The organism is Pseudoalteromonas sp. S3178 (assembly GCF_005886985.1).
GTDB classification, from domain to species: Bacteria; Pseudomonadota; Gammaproteobacteria; order Enterobacterales; family Alteromonadaceae; genus Pseudoalteromonas; species Pseudoalteromonas carrageenovora.
In genome coordinates this window covers 129,862-152,181 of sequence record NZ_PNCW01000038.1, presented here as the reverse complement: position 1 = coordinate 152,181, position 22,320 = coordinate 129,862, and the positions used below count along the sequence as shown (strand labels likewise).

Here is a 22,320-nt window from a genome sequence, read left to right as displayed (position 1 = left end):
GCTCCTTTTTTGCGAAGGAAAGAAGGGAACACTTCTATCAAACAACACATATTGATTTGGTTATGTGAACATCGGGCTTACAATCCCATTTGTCCAAAGCATTGCTGTTACTGCTAAAATTATTACCAGCAGAATCAATCCACAGGTCACCACTGAGCTTGCGTAAATAAACCCCCGTTCTTGAGGTATGTGCATCAAAATAGGCACCCCGGTATACAGTAAATAAACAGAATAAGCCAAAGCCAGTATTCCTATACACACAACAAACCAAAGTTCAGGCCAAAATGCGCCAAGTGCCGACATAAATACAGGGGTTGCTGTATAAGCGGCAAGCTCTAATGTTTGAGTAAATGTAGGTTTAGCGCCAAACGTTATAGCCATCCAATGTGCTAAATAGGCAAGTGCAAAAACACCTCCAATTAATGCTATGTACATCGCAGCTGCAATGAGTAGGGCACTATCGTGAGTTAAAAAAACGGGGGCACCAGTACCTATACTCCACCCTAAATATACAGATGAGTAATACCCCATAATTGAGGGAAATAAAGCAATAAGCAGTATATGCGATAAGCTATAAGTTAAACTTTCGTGACGGTTATCTATTGTTTGCCATTCTTCGAGTGGGTGGGCATAAATGCCCCAAAGGTGATTCAGTATCATAGCGGTACTCCATAAAAGGAACGTATTACTGTTGGTTTTAATTGTTTATAGTTAGTTTGTTTTTTGTACAGTATCTATATTTATGGTTTAGTTCATAAACAAAGTCAAGTTAACTCGTTATTAACATTTTAAGTGTCTTGTTTTACCAAGTTTTATTCTTCGTAATTTTTCGTGTTAAAATGCATTTTTATTTTTTGAAGTAACGAGCAGCAACGTGCCACACAGCGAACTTTTAGCACCTATTAATAATTTTTTATTGTGCGAAACTCCCAATGAATGGGTTATTGAGGCAGTAAAAAAAGAAAACTTATCGGTGATATTAATTGATCACTTAATTTGTGAGTTAAAGGCGGCGCAAAGTGCGATGTTTTTAATTCGTAAATATGCTGTAGATAAAGAAAGTAGCGATGCTTTGCTTGAGTGGCTTAAGCCTTTTGAAACGCTTATTTATAAACGTGAAGGTGATTGGCGTGACCTGGCTGCAAAAAATAAACTCACCAAGTCTATTATTCCTAAATCGAACTCTCCTTACGGACAAGATTTGATAGATAAAATGGTTATGCTTATAAAAGAAGAGCTGCATCATTTTTATCAAGTGCTCGAAATAATGGATGAGTATGGGGTTGAGTATCAAAGTATTACGCCATGTCGATACGCTAAAGGTATGCTACGCAACGTAAAAACATTTGAGCCAAATGCTTTAGTCGATAAATTAATTGTAGGTGCCTACATTGAAGCACGCTCGTGTGAGCGTTTTGCAAAGCTTGCTCCGCATGTAGATAAACGCTTAGGCGATTTTTATATTTCATTACTTCGATCTGAAGCGCGTCATTACCAAGATTATTTAACACTAGCTCAAGAAATTGCCGATTTTGATATTACAGAGCGCGTCGATTTTTTTGCAAAAATAGAAGCTGAGCTAATCCAATCTCCAGATGATGATTTTAAGTTTCATAGTGGGGCGCCAACACCTAATAGCTAATTATTTATTAATGCTACTAGGGCTTATTATATTTAAAAGCCAAACATGCTGTTCTAATACCAATTTGCAATAATACTTAATCATTTTGCGGGGCTAAACGTGTCGCCTCCTACGGTAAAAGCTCTCATTTACGACTGCATGGATGCAGAAGGTAGAGTAATGCAGGAGCAATTGCCGAGAACGACTAAATAGTAATTTTTTGCCTAGCTACCAACAGGTTTTTCCAGCCTCAAAATAGAACACTTAATTAAGCAAATTGGTATAATTCAACCTAGAAAGATAAACACCCTAGTTAGCTCTCAAAATTATTAGCAAACGCTTTTAAATAGTGTTTAATGTATTCATCACTAAAGTGATGCTTTTTTAATACTTTAGCAATAGAACCATTTTTTATAATGGCTTCAAGGCCTGCCTCAAATTGAGCAATCCGCTTGTCATTGTCAGGACTACTTTTAGATACAATTAAATGAAGCTTATGAATTGCTAAATGTGGTGGTAGGTATTCGATTACTTGTTCTTCGCTTTTTAGTAATTTAGGGCTGTGCTTAATCCAATACTCACCTACTTCTTTGGTACCCGCAACCAAATCTACTCGTTCGTTCTGTAATAAAAATAAGCTATTAACTAAGTTAGCAGTTGAGGTCAGAGATAATCTGGGGTCGTGTGAAAAATCATCGCTTATAGGGTCACCGGCCTCTTTACAGATATTATAAGGCACTAATGACTCAAGTGAACCATCGTAACTAATTACACTTTTTTTAAGTTTAAAAAGCCCTGAATGAGCAATTGCTAATGGGCGGGAGTAATCAAAAATATCGCTTCTTTGTTTTGAAAAAAAAGCACCAAGAATGGCTGTCTTTTTTTGTTTTTCTAAAAGATTAAGAGAACGGTTCCAAGAAGTAAATTCTATTTCGGTATTTATGTTCTGACTTTTTAAAGCGAGTTTAGTTATCTCAAATAACCAGCCATTATTTGGTAACTCTTCGGAGAAGTACGGAGGGAAATTTTCGGTCACTATATGCCAAGTTTGCTCGCTTTTAGCTGTATTCGTATAGAAAGCTAAAACTATAAAAAGCAGCACACGGAACATTTATTATCCTTAACTATTTAAATATTTTACATTTAAGGATAGTCAGAAAATAAAATTATGCGAAAGGTGTACTAATTAATTTTTGTGATTGTGGTGTAACCACCAAATATGAGCCTTGCGTGTACCAGTCGCCAAGTACAGTGCGTGTGAGTGTTTGCTCATCTACGGTGTATGTATGAACGTTAGGGCGATGTGTATGGCCGTGGATCATATTACTTACGTTATGTCTTTTAAACATTTCAAGTACCGCATCATCCACAACATCTAAAATTTCTATTGGCTTGTCGGCTTGGCTTAATTTACTTTTTTCACGTGCGTTGCGGGCTATTTTTTTTCTATACCAAAGCGGCATAGCTAGCATAAGTTTAGGCCACCACCAACCTCGACTTTTTTTACGGAATTTTTGATATTCAGTATCTTGAGTACACATTTCATCGCCATGTAAAATAACGGTCGGTGTCCCGTATAAATCAATCACGGCTTGTTCGCTTAAAAGTGTCATGCCAGCTAAGTTTGCATATTGCTCTCGCATAATAAAGTCGCGGTTGCCATGTATAAAATATACTGGTGTACCTGCATTACTCACAGCTTTTAAATGCTTAGCTACGTCGCTTGCAAGTTCAGTGACGTAGTCATCACCTACCCATACTTCAAAAAAGTCACCTAAAATATAAAGCGCATCAACGTCTTGATTTAGAATATTAGATTCTAAAAATTTAAAAAAAGCAGCGCTAATATCAGGTCTGTTTTCACTTAAATGTAAATCAGCAATAAAGTATGTCTTACGAGTCATAGGGATGTCTTTTCGATATAAATAAAGCGGGCCTATGCATATTGCATAAACACCCGCTGATACTCCACATTACGTGGGTAAACGTACTATTAGCTAACAGTCACGCTTTCGATGATCACGTCTTCAAGAGGCACGTCTTGGTGAAAACCGTTGCTACCTGTAGCTACACCTTTAATTTTTTCTACAATGTCCATGCCTTCAACTACTTCAGCAAACACACAATAACCCCAGCCTTGAGATGTTTCGCTGCTGTGGTTTAAGAAATCGTTGTTGTTAACGTTAATAAAAAACTGTGCAGTAGCTGAATGAGGATCAGGAGTACGTGCCATTGCTAAAGTACCTACTTTATTAGATAGGCCGTTGTTAGCTTCGTTTTGAATCGGATCGTTAACGTCTTTTTGCTCCATACCTGGAACAAAACCACCGCCTTGAACCATAAAGCCATCAATTACACGGTGAAAAATTGTACCGTTGTAAAAACCAGCATTTGCATACTCTAAAAAGTTTTTAACTGTGTTTGGTGCTTCCGCTTCGTGCATTTTAATGGTGATGTCACCAAAGTTTGTGTGTAGAACAACCATGAGGTTTCCTATATCTGGTTTAAATAGTCGCGCTATTTTATCTTAGTTAGCTAAGATTAACAAAGCGCTAGAGCCCATGCTTTGCAAGTGGTAACATACATTTTCTTGATAACAGTGAAGGACACCAACTAAATGGTACAAATATACAACACACTCACGCGACAAAAAGAACAATTTAAACCTATGGTCGAAGGAAAAATCGACATGTATGTGTGTGGTATCACCATTTATGATTACTGTCACATAGGTCATGCGCGTACATTTGTTGGGTTTGACGTAATAGTCCGTTACCTTCGCCATATTGGCTACGATTTAAAATACGTACGTAATATTACCGATGTTGACGATAAAATAATTAAACGTGCAAATGAAAACGGCGAATCAATAAACGATTTAACACTTCGTATGACCAAAGCAATGCATGAAGATTTCGATAGTTTGAACATGTTACGTCCGGATGTTGAGCCAACAGTAACAGGCCACATGGATGAAATTATCGAAATGGTTGAGCGTTTAGTTGCTAAAGGCCATGCGTATGTAGCGTCTGATGGCGATGTATTATTTGATGTTTCAACGTTTGAGCAATATGGCGCGCTATCTCAGCAAGATTTAACAATGCTTCAATCAGGCTCACGTGTTGAGGTGGCTCAAGACAAAGACGACCCATTTGACTTTGTTTTATGGAAAAAAGCCAAAGCAGGGGAGCCATCTTGGTCATCTCCATGGGGAGAAGGGCGCCCTGGTTGGCACATAGAGTGTTCAGCAATGAGCTCAAAACATCTAGGTGAGCATTTTGATATTCACGGTGGTGGTTCTGATTTACAGTTTCCACATCATGAAAACGAAATTGCTCAATCGTGCTGTGCAAATAATGGTAAATACGTAAATACGTGGATCCACACAGGTATGGTGCAAGTTAACAAAGAAAAAATGTCTAAATCTTTAGATAACTTTTTTACTGTACGTGAAGTATTAAAAGCTTACGATGCTGAATCTGTTCGTTACTTTTTAATATCGGGTCATTACCGCAGCCAATTAAATTACTCGCAAGAGAATTTAGATCAAGCACGTTCGTCTCTTGAGCGTATTTACACAGCGCTCCGTGACGTAGAGCCGGTAGAATGCGATTTAGAAGGCAATGAGTTTGTTGCCAAGTTTAGAAAAGCAATGAATGATGACTTTAATACACCAGAAGCACTACCTGTGTTGTTCGAACTTGCAAAAGAGTTAAACCGCGTTAAAGATACTGATACAGGTCAAGCTGGTAAGTTAGCGTTTATACTGCGCAGCCTTGGTGAAGTGCTAGGGGTTGCTCAACAAGCACCTGAGGCTTTTTTACAAGGCGGGCAAGATGATGATGAAGTTGCAACGATTGAAGCCTTAATAGTAAAGCGTAATGAAGCACGTGCGAGTAAAGACTGGGCTGCTGCTGATGAAGCACGTGATGCGCTTAATGCATTAGGTGTAATACTTGAAGATTCAGCCGGTAAAACAACGTGGCGTAAAGCGTAAATGTTTTAAAAAATAGCTTTAAACTAAAGAGGGTTGCCAATTGGCAACCCTCTTAATTTAATCTGCATTTTAGTTAATATATTAATTATATTAAGTAATTTTAGCTGTGGTATTTTTCACATGCTTCTAATGTGTTTTCAATTAAGCTTGCTACTGTCATTGGGCCAACGCCGCCAGGTACAGGTGTTATAAAGTCAGCTTTTTGCTCAGCAACACTGTATTGAACATCGCCCACTAATTTACCGGTATCTAAGCGGTTTATACCTACATCAATAACTATTGCTCCTTCTTTAACCCAATCACCAGGGATAAACTCAGGCTTGCCAACAGCAACTACTAATAAGTCAGCACGGCGAACGTGTGTTTCTAAATCTTGTGTAAATTTATGACATACCGTTGTAGTACAACCTGCCAGTAATAACTCAAGCGACATTGGGCGGCCAACTATATTAGATGCACCAACCACAACCGCGTGCATCCCTTTATAACGCACACCTGTTGAATCAAGTAAGGTAATAATGCCCTTTGGAGTACAAGGACGAAGCGCTGGCATGCGCTGCGCTAAACGACCTATATTATAAGGGTGGAAACCATCAACGTCTTTGTGTGGCGTGATGCGCTCTAAAATCTTTTCAGCGTCTAGGCCTTGTGGCAACGGTAATTGAACTAAGATACCGTCTACTTCAGCATCATTATTTAACTCATCAATTAAATCTAAAAGCGCTTGTTCAGTAGCGTCTGCTGGTAAATCAAAAGATTTTGAAATAAAACCAACTTCTTCACAGGCTTTGCGTTTTGAACCAACATAAACTTGGCTTGCAGGATCTTGTCCTACAAGTACTACTGCGAGTCCTGGTGCACGTAAACCATTTTTAACACGTTCAGATACACGTTCTGCTACTGCACTACGTACTTGTTTTGCGATTGCTTTACCATCAATGATGTTTGCCGTCATGGGTGACCTTTAATTAGGGTTAATTAACTTGATTCCGATACTTTAAAAAGTGAATGCATAAAATAGGGGTAGTAATGCCTTTAAAGAATCTATTCTTTAAATTATCACTTTTTAATATAGAGGCTATTTTCGCAGAAAAGCACCAAAGCGCCAAGGTGCTTTTAAGCTATAAAACGTAAGAAGCGTAAAAAGAGTTTAAATTTTAAACCCTACATTGCAATATTTAACCATTGTGAGCTAAAAATAAGCAGTTGATTGGTTTTCTTAAAAAAACGTTTGACCTAACCCCGTCAAATCACTATTATGCACCCCGTTGTCAACGAGGTCATTCGTTAACAATAGTAAGCATCGGCGATTAGCGCAGTTTGGTAGCGCACTTGGTTTGGGTCCAAGGGGTCGCAGGTTCAAATCCTGCATCGCCGACCACTTTTTTAAAAGTAAGCTTATTTGTACGCTATGAAGTTTTCGATGCGCCCATAGCTCAGCTGGATAGAGCAACGCCCTTCTAAGGCGTGGGTCGAAGGTTCGAATCCTTCTGGGCGCACCATGTTGAAAACGTGTAAATGTAGCGGTGATTGTAGCTCAGTTGGTAGAGCCCCGGATTGTGATTCCGGTTGTCGTGGGTTCGAGCCCCATCAGTCACCCCAATTTACATTGAGTATCGGCGATTAGCGCAGTTTGGTAGCGCACTTGGTTTGGGTCCAAGGGGTCGCAGGTTCAAATCCTGCATCGCCGACCACTTTCTTATAAGTGGTCTTAAATTCAAAGTTTAAGTATTCACAATATATATCGGCGATTAGCGCAGTTTGGTAGCGCACTTGGTTTGGGTCCAAGGGGTCGCAGGTTCAAATCCTGCATCGCCGACCACTTTCATTATATCAAATAATGAAAAGTGAAAATTAATACTCTATATTCCATACCTTATCTTTATATTCAAATTCATTAATAAAATTTTAATTACTTACAATCTAATTAGTTTGTTTTTTATTCGGTTGTGCGCGATCAGTGCCGATCTAGCCTAAATAATTGCCCCCTACACTCGACTCTCATGATTATTAGGTTATAATGCCGCGTCTATTGTTTAACATAGTGCCCGAAGGGCAGAGCAGCAATGATATCTCATGGTAGCGACGGATGTATTTAAGCATTAAATTTAGCTTAAATTTTATCAAGACTCATGAAGGTACTTTGTTTGTAAGGAAGGCGAACAGTCGCCAAAATTGAATATTGAGGTAAATCATGCAAGTTTCTGTTGAGACGACTCAAGGCCTTGAGCGCCGTCTGACCATCACCGTTCCTGCAGAGAACGTTGAGACCGAAGTAAAAAAACGCTTACAACAACTGTCAAAAACACAGCGTATTGATGGTTTCCGTGCTGGTAAAGTTCCAGTTTCAGTAATTAACAAGCGTTTTGGTCCTGCAGTTCGTCAAGAAGTTGCTGGCGAAGTAATGCAACGTAATTACATTGAGGCAATCGTTGCTGAAAAAATTAACCCTGCTGGCGCACCATCATTTGCTCCAAAATCTCTTGAAGCAGGTAAAGATTTAGAATTCTCAGCTACGTTTGAAGTTTACCCTGAAGTTGAAGTTCAAGGTTTAGATAAAATTGCTGTAGAAAAACCAGCAGTTACAGTAACTGACGAAGATTTAGCAAACATGCTAGAAACACTTCGTAAACAACACGCTTCTTGGGCTGATGTTGATGCAGCTGCTGGCGAAAACGACCGTGTAACTGTTGATTTCGTAGGTACTATCGACGGTGAAGTATTTGAAGGCGGTAAAGCTGAAGACTTCCCATTAGAACTTGGCCAAGGTCGTATGATCCCAGGTTTTGAAGATAACATCGTAGGTAAAAAAGCAGGCGAAGAAGTAGTTGCTGATGTAACTTTCCCTGATGACTACCACGCTGAAAATCTTAAAGGTAAAGCGGCTCAATTCACTATCACAGTGAAAAAAGTTGAAGCGCAAGAGTTACCTGAATTAAGCGAAGAGTTTGCAACTAAATTCGGTGTTACCGAAGGCGGCGTAGACGCGCTTAAAGAAGAAGTTAAAAAGAACATGACACGTGAGCTTGACCAAGCGGTTAAAGCTAACGTGAAAGACCAAGCAATTAAAGGTCTTTTAGAAAATAACGAAATTGAAGTGCCAAAAGCACTTGTTGATCAAGAAGTTGACGCACTACGTCAGCAAGCAGCTCAACGTTTTGGCGGCGACGCTAAAAACATGCCTGAGCTTCCAGCTGAATTGTTCCATGAGCAAGCTGTAACTCGCGTTAAAACTGGCCTTTTATTAGGTGAAGTGATCAAAGCTAACGACATCAAAGTTGATGATGCTAAAGTTGAAGCACTAATCGCAACAGTAGCGTCTGCATACGAAGATCCAACTGAAGTAGTAGAATACTACAAAGGTAATGATCAACTAATGCAGCAAATGCGTAATGTAGCAATGGAAGAGCAAGCAGTTGAAGCTATTTTAGCTAAAGCAAATGTTTCTGACGTTGAAAAAGCATTTGACGACATCATGAATCCGCAGCAAGGTGCTTAATAAGTCATTGACTTAAGCTCTCGCTAACGATTAAATGGCTCGTGTTACTCTGTTTATGCAGTGTGCCCGGGCCATTTTAGTTTGTGGCTCTTAATTTGCGAAAAATGATAACTATGCTTTTCTTATAGTGAAGGATAAGTATAAGCGCATAAGGAATTAAATAAGTATGAACACTGGTATTACAGATCCCCTAAACGCATTAGTCCCTATGGTTGTTGAACAAACGGCTAAAGGCGAGCGCTCGTATGATATTTATTCGAGATTATTAAAAGAGCGTATTATCTTTTTAACAGGCCAGGTTGAAGACAACATGGCAAATCTAATTTTAGCGCAAATGCTATTTTTAGAATCAGAAAACCCTGACAAAGATATCTTTTTATATATCAACTCACCAGGTGGTTCAGTTACTGCAGGCATGGCAATTTACGATACAATGAACTTCATCAAACCAGATGTAAGCACAATTTGTGTTGGTCAAGCAGCAAGCATGGGCGCATTTTTACTTACAGCGGGTGCTAAAGGTAAGCGTTTTTGTCTACCTAACTCACGTGTAATGATTCACCAACCATTAGGTGGTTTCCAAGGTCAAGCGTCTGATTTTGAAATACACGCTAAAGAAATTCTGTCTATTAAAGACAAACTTAACCGCTTAATGGCTGAGCATACAGGCCAACCATTAGATGTTATTTCACGCGATACAGATCGTGATAACTTTATGAGTGCATCACAAGCTGTAGACTACGGACTTGTAGACTCAGTATTTACAAATCGCGATAGCAAGTAAGCGTGTAGGCAAGCAAACTATTGCTTGCCACTATGAGTTACTATGCGAAAACCGGTAAATTTTGGTATAGTTAAAAGCGAATTTGAATAGTTGCCAACCGGTTTGGCAGCCAACGTATAAAATGAGGTAGCTGAATGTCTGACACTCCTACAGACGGCGACAAAAGTAATAAATTGTTATACTGTTCTTTTTGTGGCAAAAGCCAGCATGAAGTTCGTAAATTAATTGCAGGTCCTTCAGTATACATTTGTGATGAATGTGTAGAGCTGTGTAACGATATCATCAGGGAAGAAATCAAAGACATTGCTCCTAAGCATAATGCGTCTGATAAACTACCTGTGCCAAAAGAAATTCGTAATCACCTAGACGACTACGTAATTGGTCAAGACCATGCTAAAAAAGTATTGTCAGTAGCGGTATACAACCACTACAAACGCTTGCGTAACCAATCTACAAAGCAGGAAGTTGAACTAGGTAAAAGTAATATTCTACTTATCGGCCCAACAGGTAGTGGTAAAACATTACTTGCAGAAACGCTAGCACGCCTTTTAGATGTGCCGTTTACTATGGCTGATGCCACAACATTAACCGAAGCCGGTTATGTAGGTGAAGATGTAGAAAACATCATTCAAAAACTATTGCAAAAATGCGATTACGATGTAGAAAAAGCCCAGCGCGGTATTGTTTACATTGATGAAATTGACAAAATTTCTCGCAAATCAGATAACCCATCAATCACACGTGATGTATCAGGTGAAGGTGTGCAACAAGCACTACTTAAACTGATTGAGGGTACTGTTGCTTCGGTTCCACCACAAGGTGGTCGTAAGCACCCACAGCAAGAGTTTTTACAAGTAGACACATCAAAGATCTTATTTATTTGTGGTGGTGCATTTGCAGGCCTAGATAAAGTAATTGAGCAGCGCAGCCATAAAAACACCGGGATTGGTTTTGGCGTTAACGTAAAAGAGTCTGCGGCGAGCCGTTCTTTAAGTGATACATTTAAAGACGTAGAGCCAGAAGATTTAGTTAAATACGGCTTAATCCCTGAATTTATCGGTCGTCTACCGGTTGTTGCTACGTTAACTGAACTTGACGAAGCAGCGCTTGTGCAAATTTTAAGTGAACCTAAAAACGCGATTACTAAGCAGTTCTCTGTATTGTTTGGTATGGAAGACGTTGAACTTGAATTTCGTGATGACGCCTTAGCTGCAATTGCTCACAAAGCAATGGAGCGCAAAACAGGTGCTCGTGGTCTTCGTTCGATTGTTGAAGGTGTATTACTTGATACCATGTACGAACTACCGTCTATGGACGATGTAAGCAAAGTGGTTATTGATGAAACCGTTATTAAAGGTGAGTCAGACCCAATCTTGATTTATGAAAACAATAAACAAGACAAAGCTGCATCTGAGTAGTTTTTAAGCTATTTGCATAAAAAAGGAGCCTTAGGCTCCTTTTTTTATAATTAATTTAGTCGAGTAGGGGAAAATTGTTGAACTTTAATTAGTTTATCCCCATATACTTGAGTAATCTTTTAAATAAATAAAGTGCGAAGAGAAAATATAATGACGCTTGAGAGAACCGACCGAGTCGAAATCCCAGTCCTAGCACTGCGCGATGTTGTGGTATATCCACACATGGTGATCCCGCTTTTTGTTGGCCGTGAAAAATCAATAAAATGCCTAGAAGCGGCAATGGACAAAGACAAACAAATTTTCTTGGTTGCACAAAAAGATGCAACTGTAGATGAACCAGAACAAGATGATATTTACCGTATTGGTACTATTGCCACTGTACTTCAGTTATTAAAATTACCAGACGGTACAGTGAAAGTTTTAGTTGAAGGTACACAACGCGCACAAATTGAAGAATTTGTAGATAACGATGACTTTTTTGTTGCTAACGCCCAATTTATTGAATCTGATTCGGTAGACGAGCAAGAGCAAGATATATTTATTCGCAGCGCTATTAGCCAGTTTGAAGGCTACGTAAAACTAAACAAAAAGATTCCACCAGAAGTATTAACTTCTGTGTCGGGTATTGATGAGCCAGCACGTCTTGCCGACACAATGGCAGCGCATATGCCGCTTAAAGTGCCTGAAAAACAAAAAGTGCTAGAAATCTCAAGTGTGACTGAACGCTTAGAGTATTTAATGGCGTTGATGGAAGGTGAAATAGACTTACTGCAAGTTGAGAAGAAAATTCGTACCCGCGTGAAAAAGCAGATGGAAAAATCTCAGCGCGAGTATTACCTCAACGAGCAAATGAAAGCCATTCAAAAAGAGCTTGGTGAACTTGATGATGTGCCTGACGAATTTGAAGCGCTTAAAAAGCGTATTGAAGACTCTGGCATGCCTGATGAAGCTAAAGAAAAGGCCACTACTGAGCTTAATAAGCTTAAAATGATGTCGCCAATGTCTGCTGAAGCCACGGTTGTGCGTTCTTACATTGATACGTTAATTAACGTGCCATGGAAAAAACGCTCTAAAGTGAAAAAAGATTTAGCGGGCGCGCAAAAAATTCTTGATAGCGATCACCACGGCTTAGATAAAGTTAAAGAACGTATTATTGAATACCTCGCAGTACAACAGCGTACAAATAAGCTTAAAGGGCCTATTTTATGTTTAGTGGGTCCTCCAGGTGTTGGTAAAACATCTTTAGGGCAATCAATAGCGCGCTCTACTGGCCGTAAATATGTGCGTATGGCTTTAGGTGGCGTACGTGACGAGGCTGAAATTCGTGGCCATCGTCGTACTTACATTGGTTCTATGCCAGGCAAGCTAATTCAAAACATGTCTAAAGTGGGCGTTAAAAACCCATTATTCTTGTTAGATGAAATTGACAAAATGTCATCAGACATGCGCGGCGACCCAGCATCAGCACTTTTAGAAGTACTTGATCCTGAGCAAAATAGCCATTTTGCCGATCATTACCTTGAAGTAGATTACGATTTATCTGACGTTATGTTTGTAGCTACATCAAACAGCTTTAATATCCCGGGCCCATTATTGGACCGTATGGAAGTTATTCGCTTATCGGGTTACACCGAAGATGAAAAGCTAAACATTGCAAAAGAGCACCTTATTACTAAGCAAGTTAAACGTAACGGCTTAAAAGATAATGAAGTAGTAATAGAAGATAGCGCTATTATTGGCATTATTCGTTATTACACGCGTGAAGCGGGTGTACGTAATCTAGAACGTGAAATATCTAAACTGTGCCGTAAAGCCGTTAAAAATATCTTGCTAGAAAAAGACACAAAAACTGTGACTATCAATCAAGATAACCTAGAAGACTTTTTAGGTGTGCAGCGCTTTGATTATGGTAAAGCTGAAGATGGTAACCGTATTGGCCAAGTAACTGGTTTAGCATGGACAGAAGTAGGTGGCGACTTACTTACTATTGAATGTGCGGCTGTTCCAGGTAAAGGCAAGTTAAGTTACACAGGTTCGCTAGGTGATGTAATGCAAGAGTCGATTCAGGCTGCGATGACTGTGGTACGTAATCGTGCTGATACATTCCGTATTAATAGCGATTTTTACGAAAAACGCGACATACACGTTCACGTACCTGAAGGTGCAACACCTAAAGACGGCCCAAGTGCCGGTGCTGCGATGGTAACGGGTTTAGTGTCTAGCTTAACGGGTAACCCTGTAAAAGCTGACGTGGCGATGACAGGCGAAATAACACTACGTGGTGAAGTATTACCAATTGGTGGCCTTAAAGAAAAGTTATTGGCTGCGCATCGCGGTGGAATTAAAACGGTCATCATTCCAAAAATTAACGAGCGTGACCTAAAAGAGATCCCAGACAACGTGCTGGCAGGTCTTGATGTTCACCCTGTTACGTGGATTGACGAGGTGTTAAAGCTTGCTTTAGTGCATCCTGTTGAGAGTTTTTCGCCCGAAACACCGAAAAACCAATAAAAAACCCAAAAAAAGTGCTTTTTAGGGCTTTTCAAATCTAAACGGTATGATAAGTTAAGCACTGGTTTTCAAGCCTAGCCCTTATGGGGCCTAGGCTTAAGAAAAATATAATCATGTGAGCATTAAAAGTTTGCTCTAAAATTTTCAAAAAAGTGATGTTAGTTTAAAAAACCATCGCTCTTGATAATAACAATGAAAGAGGATGATATTGTGAATAAATCTCAATTAATCGATCAAATCGCAGCTGACGCTGACATTTCTAAAGCGGCTGCAGGTCGTGCACTAGATTCATTCATCGGATCTGTATCTGGCGCGCTTAAAGATGGCGATTCAGTTGCACTTGTAGGTTTTGGTACTTTCTCAGTACGTGAACGTGCTGCACGTTCAGGCCGTAACCCACAAACTGGTGAAACTATTCAAATTGCTGCAGCTAATATCCCAGCTTTCAAAGCCGGTAAAGCGCTTAAAGACGCAGTAAACTAATCACTGTTTTACACACATTAGTTATGGCGAGTGTAAAGATACTGATTCACCACAACAGATGAATTAAGTAACTTTACCGCCAGTTACTTCAAGTGAAAAAGCGTATCTGGTAAGATACGCTTTTTTTACATGTGACAAGGTAAAATACCTTGATCAAAAAGAGATAAACAAATGCTTGAGAAAATCAGAGAGGGCTCACAAGGCCCTGTAGCCAAAATAATTTTAGGCGCGGTGATTTTATCTTTTGCCTTAGCAGGGATCGGTAGTTACTTAGGTCAAACCACAGAACAACCCGTTGCTGAAGTAAATGGAATTAAAATTAGCCAAACCGAATTTAATCGTGCTTATCAAAACGAACGTAGCCGTTTAGAGCAACAATTTGGTGAATACTTTACACAAATTGCAGCCGATCCAAATTATATGGCACAAATACGTCAAGGTGTAATTGACCGCTTAGTACAACAAGAATTGCAATCACAATTAGCGGCAGATTTAGGCCTTCGCGTAAGCGACGACAGCGTACGTAAAACAATTTTAGAACTACCTTACTTTCAAATTGGCGAAAAGTTTAATAACGACCGTTACCTACAAGTAATTCGTCAAATGAACTTTCAACCAGATGCATTTCGTGAGTACCTTCGTAAAGATATGACGCGCAGCCAATTAGTATCAGCTGTAGCAGGTACTGACTTTGCATTAGAAAGCGAGCTTAAGAGTGCAATTGCACTACAGCAACAAACGCGTAGCATTGACTACTTAGTCGTTAACAAAGAAGCACTAGCAAAAGACATTGAAGTATCAGAGCAAGAAATTTCTGATTACTACGACCTAAACTCTTCACAGTTTTTATCGCCAGAGCTAATTTCAGTAAATTATATTGAATTAAATGCGTCAGATATTAACGTTGAGTCGGTAACTGAGGATGATGTAAAAGCGTATTACGAGCAAAATAAAGCGCAGTACATCGAGCCTGAAAAACGCCGTGTATCGCATATCTTAATTGATAACAGTGAAGACGACGATGCAGCTAAAGAAAAAGCTAACGCGCTACACGCTCAACTTGAGCAAGGTGCAGATTTTGCACAGCTTGCTGAGTCATCGTCTGATGATATTGTAAGCGGTGAAATGGGCGGCGACCTTGAGTGGATTGAGCGTGATGTAATGGACCCTGCATTTGAAGAGGCAGCTTTTGCACTTGAAAATAAAGGTGATTTTTCAGAGGTTGTTGCATCTGAGTTTGGTTATCACATTATTAAGCTTACAGATCTTCAGCCACAACAAGTAAAAGCGTATGATGATGTTAAAGCAGATTTACGTGCTGAGCTTGAGCAAACTGAAAAAGTAGATGCATTTTACGAGAAGCAAACTGAAATGGGCGCATTAGCGTTCGAAATTTCAGACCGTTTAGATGACGCCGCAGAAGCTGCAGACATTGAAGTTAAATCTACAGAGCTTTTAGCGCTTAACGCACTTCCTGAGCCATTAAATAACCCTGCGGTTATTACAGCGCTAACATCAGTTGATTTACTAGAAGATAAAGTAAACTCTGAGGTTATTGAACTTGGTGATGAGCACGCAGTTGTTGTTCGTATTAACGAACACAAACCTGCAGCAACTAAACCTCTCACAGAGGTAAGTGAGCAAATTAAAACTCGCTTAGTTAACGAAAAATCATCAGAGCTTGCTAAAAGTAAAGCGCGTGAATTATTCGCTCAAGTACAAGCAGGTAAGAGCTTAAATGATGTTGCACAAGAGCAAAGCTTAACAGTTCGCCAAGAAGCGCAATTAACGCGTCAAAGCTATACTGTATCGCCAGCTATTGTAACGCAAGCGTTTAAAATGGCTCACCCAGCAGATTCTGCAGTGGTTGATATTGTTGATCTAAACAATGGTGACTCAGCAATTGTTGCGCTTAAATCGGTGACTGATGCACAAGTTGCAGAAAACATTGATGCACAAACTAAGCAAACAATTACTATGGCGCAAGCTAATAAAAACTACATGGTATTTATTGAAGCGCTAAAAGCACAAGCTGAGCTTAACTTACCACTCGTTGAGCAAGCGGCTGAATAAGTTGTTTTAGCAAATACACTAAAGGCGCCTTGAGCGCCTTTTTTATTGTCTTGAATTCAGCAGTCCGCAAGAATACTAATCATTTTATGGGGCTAGATAGGCCTCGCAATAAACTCAATCCGATTACCGCTAGGCTCTCTTATCATCATGTGCTGCGCAGGGCCTTTACCTAACTTCTCTGGTGCAAATTCTATAATAATATTATTTTGCATTTTTAAGTGTTTATACAGCTCGCTTAACTTTTCAATACTCTCAACACTGAGTGCTAAATGGTGTAGGCCCACATTTTCTGCTCGATTAAACTCTACACGTTTTTCATCATTCTTAACTCGCCACAATGTAATGGTTATTTTTTTATTAGATAAAAAGTAAGCAGGATAAGTCGGATCATTTCCCAGCACTTTAAAACCAAGTACATCAGTAAAAAACACTTTAGATGAATCTAAATCTGAAACAGTTAAACCTAAATGATCGATTCCGCCAACCCAGTTTTTAACTTTGTTAGGGGTATCGGCAATAGCAGAGGCAGATAAAAACAGTAGGGGAGTAATACTAAGTAGTGTGTGTTTGAGCATGGAGCGGCCTTGTTAAAAGTAAAAGTTAATAACAAGACCTTCTAAAATGTACTTACATTACAAAAAACGGCATTAGCAGCTTAATAAACGTTGTGTAACTTTTGATTGTGGGTTTTGAAATACCTCTTCAGTGCGCCCGTATTCCACTACTTCACCTTTATCAAGCACGACGACTAAATCGCTAATATGGCGAACTAAACTAAGGTGATGAGTGATCATGACATAAGTGAGGCCAGTATCACGCTGCAGTTTAAGTAATAGATTTACGATTTGAGCACGTATCGAAGGGTCTAAAGACGAAACCGCTTCATCGAGTACAATTACCTTCGGATCTAATATTAGAGCTCTAGCAAACGCTACACGCTGCAATTGCCCCACACTAAACATATGCGGGTAATAATGTTTATGATCGATTAATAAACCTACTTTAGAAAGCGTTGCATCTATTTTTTCATCACGCTGAGCTGTATCAAACTCGGTATTGTACTGCAGGCAATCGTCAAGCATTTCACCTATGGTTAAACCAGGGTTGAGCGAGGCACCTGAGTCTTGAAAAATCATGCGAATATGCCGACATTGATTATCGCGTACGCCGTTATCTTCAATAATATTATTTTCGAGTAAAATTTGCCCGCTATCTGCGTTATCAGCGCCCGAAAGCAGCTTAGCTAATGTGCTTTTACCTGCACCAGTTTCGCCAATTATGGCGATACTTTCACCTTTGCCTACGCAAAATGAAATATTTTTAAGTACCTCAAATTTTTTGCGAGAAAAAAGCCCGGCGCGTACATTAAAGGTTTTACAAAGGGCTTGTACTTTTAATACTGGCTGCATTACTTCATGTCCTTAATTAACGGAAAGTGACACGCATAACTATGGCCATGATGCTTAGTTAAAGCGGGTGTAACGACACATGCCTTTTGCGCTTGTGGGCAACGCGGTCCTAATCGGCAGCCAATAGGCAAATGTTGCAGCGTAGGAATGGTACCTTTAAGCGCATAAAACGGCTCTTTATGGGCTAAGCCTTGCTCGTAGTCGGGCAAGCTTTTTAAGAGCGCTTGTGTATACGGATGCCTAGGTTGTTTAAATATTTGATGAGTAGGGCCTGCTTCTACCATTTGCCCGCAATACAAAACATGGATACCGTGCGACCAATGAGCAATTTCTTCAAGTTCATGAGAAATCATCAAAATAGACATGTTTTTAAGCTGGTTTAAGCTTTTTAGCAACCTAAAAACTTGCGCGCGGGTGGTGCTTTCAAGCGCTGTAGTCGGCTCATCAGCAATTAAAAGCTTAGGCGTACGTGCGATGGCCATTGCAATCATTACTTTTTGGCACACGCCCTCTGAGAGCTCATGCGGGTAACTACTAAGTACAGCTTCGTGATTTTTAATACCGACCTTGTGAATAAGTGCTTTTACACGGTCTTTTCTCTCGCGGTTGCGTTTTAAAAAGAAACCTTTGCGAGCAACTTCAGGGAGTGTTTCGGCTATTTGGTCAAATATTTTTGCGGTAGGGTCAAGGCATCTACTTGGATCTTGGTAAATCATGGCGATGTCTTGGCTTACTATTTTACGGCGTTGCTCTGGGCTTAAGCGCATTAAATCAACACCGCGCCAGTGTATACGATCGGCTGTTATATGCCAGCGTTCGTTTAATACGCCAATAATCGCTTTTGCTATTAAGCTTTTACCTGAACCAGACTCACCTACAAGTGCATGTACTTCACCTTCTTTTAGGCTAAAGCTCACTCTGTCTACGGCTCTAATTACCGTCTCAGAGGTACGTAGTTCAATCGTTAAGTTACGAACATCAAGTAATTGCATTTAATCTGCCTTACGTGCTTTGAGCACTTGTCGCAGGCCATCACCTACTAAATTGGTAGATAATACGGCTAAAAATAACAGTACACCGGGCAAAGCTACCGTCCACGGTGCTAAATAAATCAGGCCTAAGTTTTCAGCTAAAATTGCGCCCCATTCGGTTGTGGGAGGCTGTGCACCTAGCTTTAAAAAGCCAAGGGCAGAAATATCCAATATTGCGGTAGAAAGCGCCATAGTGAAAATAACCACAATGTGCTCGTAAATATTTGGAAAAATTCCCCGCGATATAATATGCCAGTTAGATGCGCCATCTAGCTTAAACGCGGTGATGTAATCTTTACCTAGCTCATCAACAATTAAGTTACGAACCGAGTGAATAAACTGTGGCAGTAGCGCTAATATAATTGCCCATACGGTATTCATTAAACCTGGGCCTAGTATGGCTATTATAATTATTGCCAATAATAAAGAAGGTATTGAGAGCGTTATATCAAGTAAATGGTTTAAAAAGCTTGAACGAAGGCCTCGGCTAATACCTGCAAAAGTACCGACTAAAACACCAATAATTGTTGTTAATAAAGCGGCCACCACAGACAAACCAAACGTATAGGTTGCGCCATTCATTAAACGAGAGAGAACATCTCGGCCTAAATCGTCGGTGCCTAAAATAAAGCGCACATCGCCCATTTCACGCCATGAAGGTGGAATGAGTAAGGCATCACTATGTTGTTGATTTACACCATAAGGCGCTAAAAATGGCGCGCTGGCTGCTAATAAAGCAAACGCCATAAAAATCCATAAACCTACAAGAGCAGGATGGTTATTTTTAAATTTTCGCCAAAATCGCGCAAGTGGCGATTTATTCGACTCTTCAGAAAATAAATTAAACTTTGCCATGGGCCTGGTTCCGCGAGAGTGGGTCGAATAATGTGTAAGTAAGCTCAGCTACAATAGTGGCTAATATAACAAATAAAGACACTGCCATTAAACCACCTTGAATAGCTGGGAAGTCGCGCTGATAAATACTGTCAATTAACCAGCGGCCTATACCTGGCCACGAAAAAATAACTTCGGTTATCATGGCAAGGGTAATTAGCGTACTAAATTGCAAACCTATTTGTTTTATAACCGGTAATAATGCATTACGAAGCGCATGGTGCATGATAAGTTGACGTCGGTTAAGGCCTTTTGCCCTGGCTGTTTTAATAAAGTTTTGATCCATTATTTTAAGCATAGACTCACGTGTAAAGCGCACCAATACCGTTGTGGGGTACATTGCCAGTACAATAGTGGGGAGTGTTAAATGGCGCAGGGCATCTACAAAAGCCATGCCTTTATAGGGAAAGCCCGCTAAAGCAATATCAACTAAAATAAACCCAGTACTTGCTGGTATTTCATAAAGTAAGCCCATTCTTCCCGACATAGGAAACCAGCCAAGCTTTAATGAAAAAATCATTATTAATAACAGGGCAAGCCAAAATACCGGAATAGAATAACCCACCATAGTGGTTGAGTTTATGAGTTTATCGGGCCAGCGTTTATGATAGCCAGAGCCTAAAATGCCTGCTGGTACACCCACCACAATTGATACAATAAGTGCATATAAGCTAAGCTCAAGCGTTGCTGGTAATAAATCAAAAATATGACTAAACACACTGCCACCAGAGGCAAACGACAGCCCCCAATCACCTTGAAATATTCGCCCTAAAAAAGCAATGTATTGCATAAAGTAATTGCTGTTGTATAAATATTTGTCTTCAAGCTCGCTATGCTGAGCGAAGTTGCTGCTAGGTACACCACTTAAATTACTTAATGGATCGCCAGGGAACAAATAAGCGAGAGAAAAAGTAAAAACGCTGAGCATTAAAATCATAAAAAACAATAAGCCAAGGCGGCGTAAAATATAATCTACGATCATTATTTTTTCCTCGCATTGGCAAGAGAAATAGCACCAAATGGGCCAAGTGTTATGCCCTCTACATCGGCGCTACTGGCTTGAAAACGCAGGCCATGGGCTAAAGGCAGCAATGGCAGCTCTTTAATTATTAAGCTTTGTGCATCTTCGTAGTATTTTTTACGTTTGTTTAAATCTGTGGTGTCGAGTGCTTGTGTAAGCATTAAATCAAATTGCGGATTACACCAATTTGCAGGGTTTTTACCGCTAAATGTAGCGGTGCAGCTTAATAGTGGGCTAAAAAAGTTATCTGGGTCGGGTGTATCAGCGGCCCAACCAAGTAATACGCTGTCGTGGCGATGTTCACCAATGCGCTGGATAAAGGTGTTCCATTCGTACTCTACAATACTTACGTTAACACCTACTTTTCGTAAATCACTTTGCATTAGCTCAGCCATTTTACGTGCATTAGGATTATAAATTCGGCTCACAGGCATTGCCCAAATAGTCATGTCAAAGCCATTTGGTAGGCCTGCTTCTATGAGTAGTTTTTTAGCTAGTTCGGGGTCAAACCTAGGCATATCTTCTTGTGGCTCAAACGCCCATGATGTTGGCGGTAAAATAGATTGTGCACGTGTGCCATTTCCGTAATAAACAGCCTGCATTATTTTATCGGTGTCTATAGCATGCGCCAGTGCTTGGCGTACGCGAATATCGTCAAACGGCGCTCGTTCAGTATTAAAAGCCCAATAACCTACATTTAAATTGGTTTCTTTTTCTACGTTTATGTCATCGCGCTGAGCCAAAATGCTGAGTTGTGCGCTACTTGGGTGAGCGGTTATATCACATTCTTTAGTTAGCATTTTTGCAATGCGGGTGGTGCCATTAGGTGTTATATCGTAAACCAATTGCTCAAGGGCTACATCGTGCTTCCAATACAGCGGATTACGGTAAAAACGTACTAAATGGTCGCGGCGGTACTCTTTATAAATATAAGGGCCAGTGCCTATAGGGTATTGATCAAATAAGTTTTCTTGGTTATTTTTTTTAAGCTGCATGGCATATTCTTCTGAAAGCACCACGGCAAAATCGGTAGCCATATTCGCTAAAAAGCTGCTCTCAGGGTTAAACAGTTCAAAACGCACTTGATAATCCGACACGCGAACAATTTTACGAATTAGCTGATCAATCCCCACACTTTGAAAGTACGGATAATTAGCATCGCCCACAAAGTGATATGGGTTATATACGTCAAATAATCGACTGAAGGTAAATATAATATCGTCGGCATTAAAGTCCCGCGACGGGGTAAAATACGACGTAGTATGAAACTTTACGTCTTTACGAAGGGTAAAGGTTACCGACTTTCCATCTTTACTAATTTTCCAATCGGTAGCGAGCTCGCTTTTAAATTCGGCCGTGACGGGGTCAATGCTAATTAAGCGGTCGTATAACTGATTGGCGATAATATCAATAGTTGAACCTGTAGTCGTTACTTGAGGGTTAAACGACACAGGGTTAGCTTCAGCGCAATAAACTAGCCCTTGGTTTTTTTCTTCTATGATTTCTTCTTTGCTATCAAGGCAACCAACTAAAGTGGTGGCAAGCAAAACAAGTAATAATTTATGCACCCGCATAACCT

General features: G+C 40.0%; 19 protein-coding genes and 5 tRNA genes. 13 read left to right on the top strand and 11 right to left on the bottom strand.

Features of this window, described 5'->3' with window-relative positions; all coding sequences use genetic code 11:
- Positions 1 to 60 precede the first annotated feature (60 nt).
- Entirely contained in the window at positions 61 to 660 is a 600-nt protein-coding gene (locus tag CWC11_RS12405; RefSeq protein ID WP_058548418.1) for a Yip1 family protein, read from the bottom strand.
- Positions 661 to 874: 214 nt separating this feature from the next.
- On the opposite strand from CWC11_RS12405, the gene miaE reads away from it, so the two are divergent.
- Positions 875 to 1,642, top strand: a complete 768-nt coding sequence (gene miaE / locus CWC11_RS12400) for a tRNA isopentenyl-2-thiomethyl-A-37 hydroxylase MiaE (RefSeq protein ID WP_138682933.1) — start codon at positions 875 to 877, stop codon at positions 1,640 to 1,642.
- Positions 1,643 to 1,934: 292 nt separating this feature from the next.
- Here the strand turns inward: miaE and CWC11_RS12395 are convergent, their stop codons facing one another.
- The 3 genes from CWC11_RS12395 to CWC11_RS12385 form a co-directional block, all read right to left on the bottom strand.
- Positions 1,935 to 2,732: a substrate-binding periplasmic protein gene (locus tag CWC11_RS12395; RefSeq protein WP_138682932.1), complete on the bottom strand. Its 798-nt coding sequence runs from the start codon at positions 2,730 to 2,732 to the stop codon at positions 1,935 to 1,937.
- Between the two features lie 55 nt (positions 2,733 to 2,787).
- A complete protein-coding gene (locus CWC11_RS12390; protein WP_138682931.1) occupies positions 2,788 to 3,525 on the bottom strand; it encodes a UDP-2,3-diacylglucosamine diphosphatase in 738 nt (245 codons plus the stop codon).
- Positions 3,526 to 3,614: 89 nt separating this feature from the next.
- Complete coding sequence (locus CWC11_RS12385) at positions 3,615 to 4,106, bottom strand: peptidylprolyl isomerase (RefSeq protein ID WP_058548414.1); 492 nt, start codon at positions 4,104 to 4,106, stop codon at positions 3,615 to 3,617.
- 132 nt (positions 4,107 to 4,238) lie between these two features.
- Here CWC11_RS12385 and cysS point away from each other — a divergent pair, with 132 nt between their 5' ends.
- Complete coding sequence (gene cysS, locus CWC11_RS12380) at positions 4,239 to 5,618, top strand: cysteine--tRNA ligase (RefSeq protein ID WP_138682930.1); 1,380 nt, start codon at positions 4,239 to 4,241, stop codon at positions 5,616 to 5,618.
- A gap of 100 nt (positions 5,619 to 5,718) precedes the next feature.
- On the opposite strand, the gene folD is transcribed toward cysS, so the two are convergent.
- Entirely contained in the window at positions 5,719 to 6,573 is an 855-nt protein-coding gene (folD, locus tag CWC11_RS12375; RefSeq protein WP_138682929.1) for a bifunctional methylenetetrahydrofolate dehydrogenase/methenyltetrahydrofolate cyclohydrolase FolD, read from the bottom strand.
- 349 nt (positions 6,574 to 6,922) lie between these two features.
- Here folD and CWC11_RS12370 point away from each other — a divergent pair.
- The 11 genes from CWC11_RS12370 (at position 6,923) to CWC11_RS12320 (ending at position 16,386) form a co-directional block, all read left to right on the top strand.
- Positions 6,923 to 6,999: transfer RNA gene (locus tag CWC11_RS12370), tRNA-Pro, on the top strand.
- Between the two features lie 44 nt (positions 7,000 to 7,043).
- Positions 7,044 to 7,120, top strand: a tRNA-Arg gene (locus CWC11_RS12365).
- Between the two features lie 24 nt (positions 7,121 to 7,144).
- A tRNA-His gene (locus CWC11_RS12360) sits at positions 7,145 to 7,220 on the top strand.
- 15 nt (positions 7,221 to 7,235) lie between these two features.
- Positions 7,236 to 7,312: transfer RNA gene (locus CWC11_RS12355), tRNA-Pro, on the top strand.
- Positions 7,313 to 7,363: 51 nt separating this feature from the next.
- Positions 7,364 to 7,440, top strand: a tRNA-Pro gene (locus CWC11_RS12350).
- Positions 7,441 to 7,812: 372 nt separating this feature from the next.
- Positions 7,813 to 9,117, top strand: a complete 1,305-nt coding sequence (tig, locus tag CWC11_RS12345; protein ID WP_138682928.1) for a trigger factor — start codon at positions 7,813 to 7,815, stop codon at positions 9,115 to 9,117.
- Between the two features lie 166 nt (positions 9,118 to 9,283).
- Positions 9,284 to 9,901: an ATP-dependent Clp endopeptidase proteolytic subunit ClpP gene (gene clpP / locus CWC11_RS12340; RefSeq protein ID WP_058548410.1), complete on the top strand. Its 618-nt coding sequence runs from the start codon at positions 9,284 to 9,286 to the stop codon at positions 9,899 to 9,901.
- Between the two features lie 134 nt (positions 9,902 to 10,035).
- Positions 10,036 to 11,319 carry an ATP-dependent protease ATP-binding subunit ClpX gene (clpX, locus tag CWC11_RS12335; RefSeq protein ID WP_058548409.1) on the top strand — a complete coding sequence of 428 codons (1,284 nt, stop codon included), beginning with the start codon at positions 10,036 to 10,038 and terminating at the stop codon, positions 11,317 to 11,319.
- A 150-nt stretch (positions 11,320 to 11,469) separates the two neighbouring features.
- Complete coding sequence (lon, locus tag CWC11_RS12330) at positions 11,470 to 13,830, top strand: endopeptidase La (RefSeq protein ID WP_138682927.1); 2,361 nt, start codon at positions 11,470 to 11,472, stop codon at positions 13,828 to 13,830.
- Between the two features lie 186 nt (positions 13,831 to 14,016).
- On the top strand, positions 14,017 to 14,313 hold the full coding sequence (locus CWC11_RS12325; RefSeq protein WP_303430189.1) for an HU family DNA-binding protein: 297 nt from the start codon (positions 14,017 to 14,019) through the stop codon (positions 14,311 to 14,313).
- A 171-nt stretch (positions 14,314 to 14,484) separates the two neighbouring features.
- Positions 14,485 to 16,386: a SurA N-terminal domain-containing protein gene (locus tag CWC11_RS12320; RefSeq protein ID WP_138682926.1), complete on the top strand. Its 1,902-nt coding sequence runs from the start codon at positions 14,485 to 14,487 to the stop codon at positions 16,384 to 16,386.
- 92 nt (positions 16,387 to 16,478) lie between these two features.
- On the opposite strand, the gene CWC11_RS12315 is transcribed toward CWC11_RS12320, so the two are convergent.
- The 6 genes from CWC11_RS12315 to CWC11_RS12290 all read right to left on the bottom strand — a co-directional run bounded on the left by CWC11_RS12315 (position 16,479) and on the right by CWC11_RS12290 (position 22,309).
- Positions 16,479 to 16,961 (bottom strand): VOC family protein, encoded by a 483-nt coding sequence (locus tag CWC11_RS12315; protein WP_138682925.1) that lies wholly within the window; start codon positions 16,959 to 16,961, stop codon positions 16,479 to 16,481.
- A gap of 72 nt (positions 16,962 to 17,033) precedes the next feature.
- Complete coding sequence (locus CWC11_RS12310) at positions 17,034 to 17,795, bottom strand: ATP-binding cassette domain-containing protein (protein WP_138682924.1); 762 nt, start codon at positions 17,793 to 17,795, stop codon at positions 17,034 to 17,036.
- Positions 17,795 to 18,787: a peptide ABC transporter ATP-binding protein gene (locus tag CWC11_RS12305; protein WP_058548403.1), complete on the bottom strand. Its 993-nt coding sequence runs from the start codon at positions 18,785 to 18,787 to the stop codon at positions 17,795 to 17,797. The genes CWC11_RS12310 and CWC11_RS12305 overlap by 1 nt, the downstream gene beginning before the upstream one ends.
- Positions 18,788 to 19,681 carry an ABC transporter permease subunit gene (locus CWC11_RS12300; RefSeq protein WP_138682923.1) on the bottom strand — a complete coding sequence of 298 codons (894 nt, stop codon included), beginning with the start codon at positions 19,679 to 19,681 and terminating at the stop codon, positions 18,788 to 18,790.
- On the bottom strand, positions 19,668 to 20,702 hold the full coding sequence (locus CWC11_RS12295; protein ID WP_138682922.1) for an ABC transporter permease: 1,035 nt from the start codon (positions 20,700 to 20,702) through the stop codon (positions 19,668 to 19,670). The genes CWC11_RS12300 and CWC11_RS12295 overlap by 14 nt, the downstream gene beginning before the upstream one ends.
- A complete protein-coding gene (locus tag CWC11_RS12290; RefSeq protein ID WP_058548400.1) occupies positions 20,702 to 22,309 on the bottom strand; it encodes an ABC transporter substrate-binding protein in 1,608 nt (535 codons plus the stop codon). The genes CWC11_RS12295 and CWC11_RS12290 overlap by 1 nt, the downstream gene beginning before the upstream one ends.
- Positions 22,310 to 22,320 lie beyond the last annotated feature (11 nt).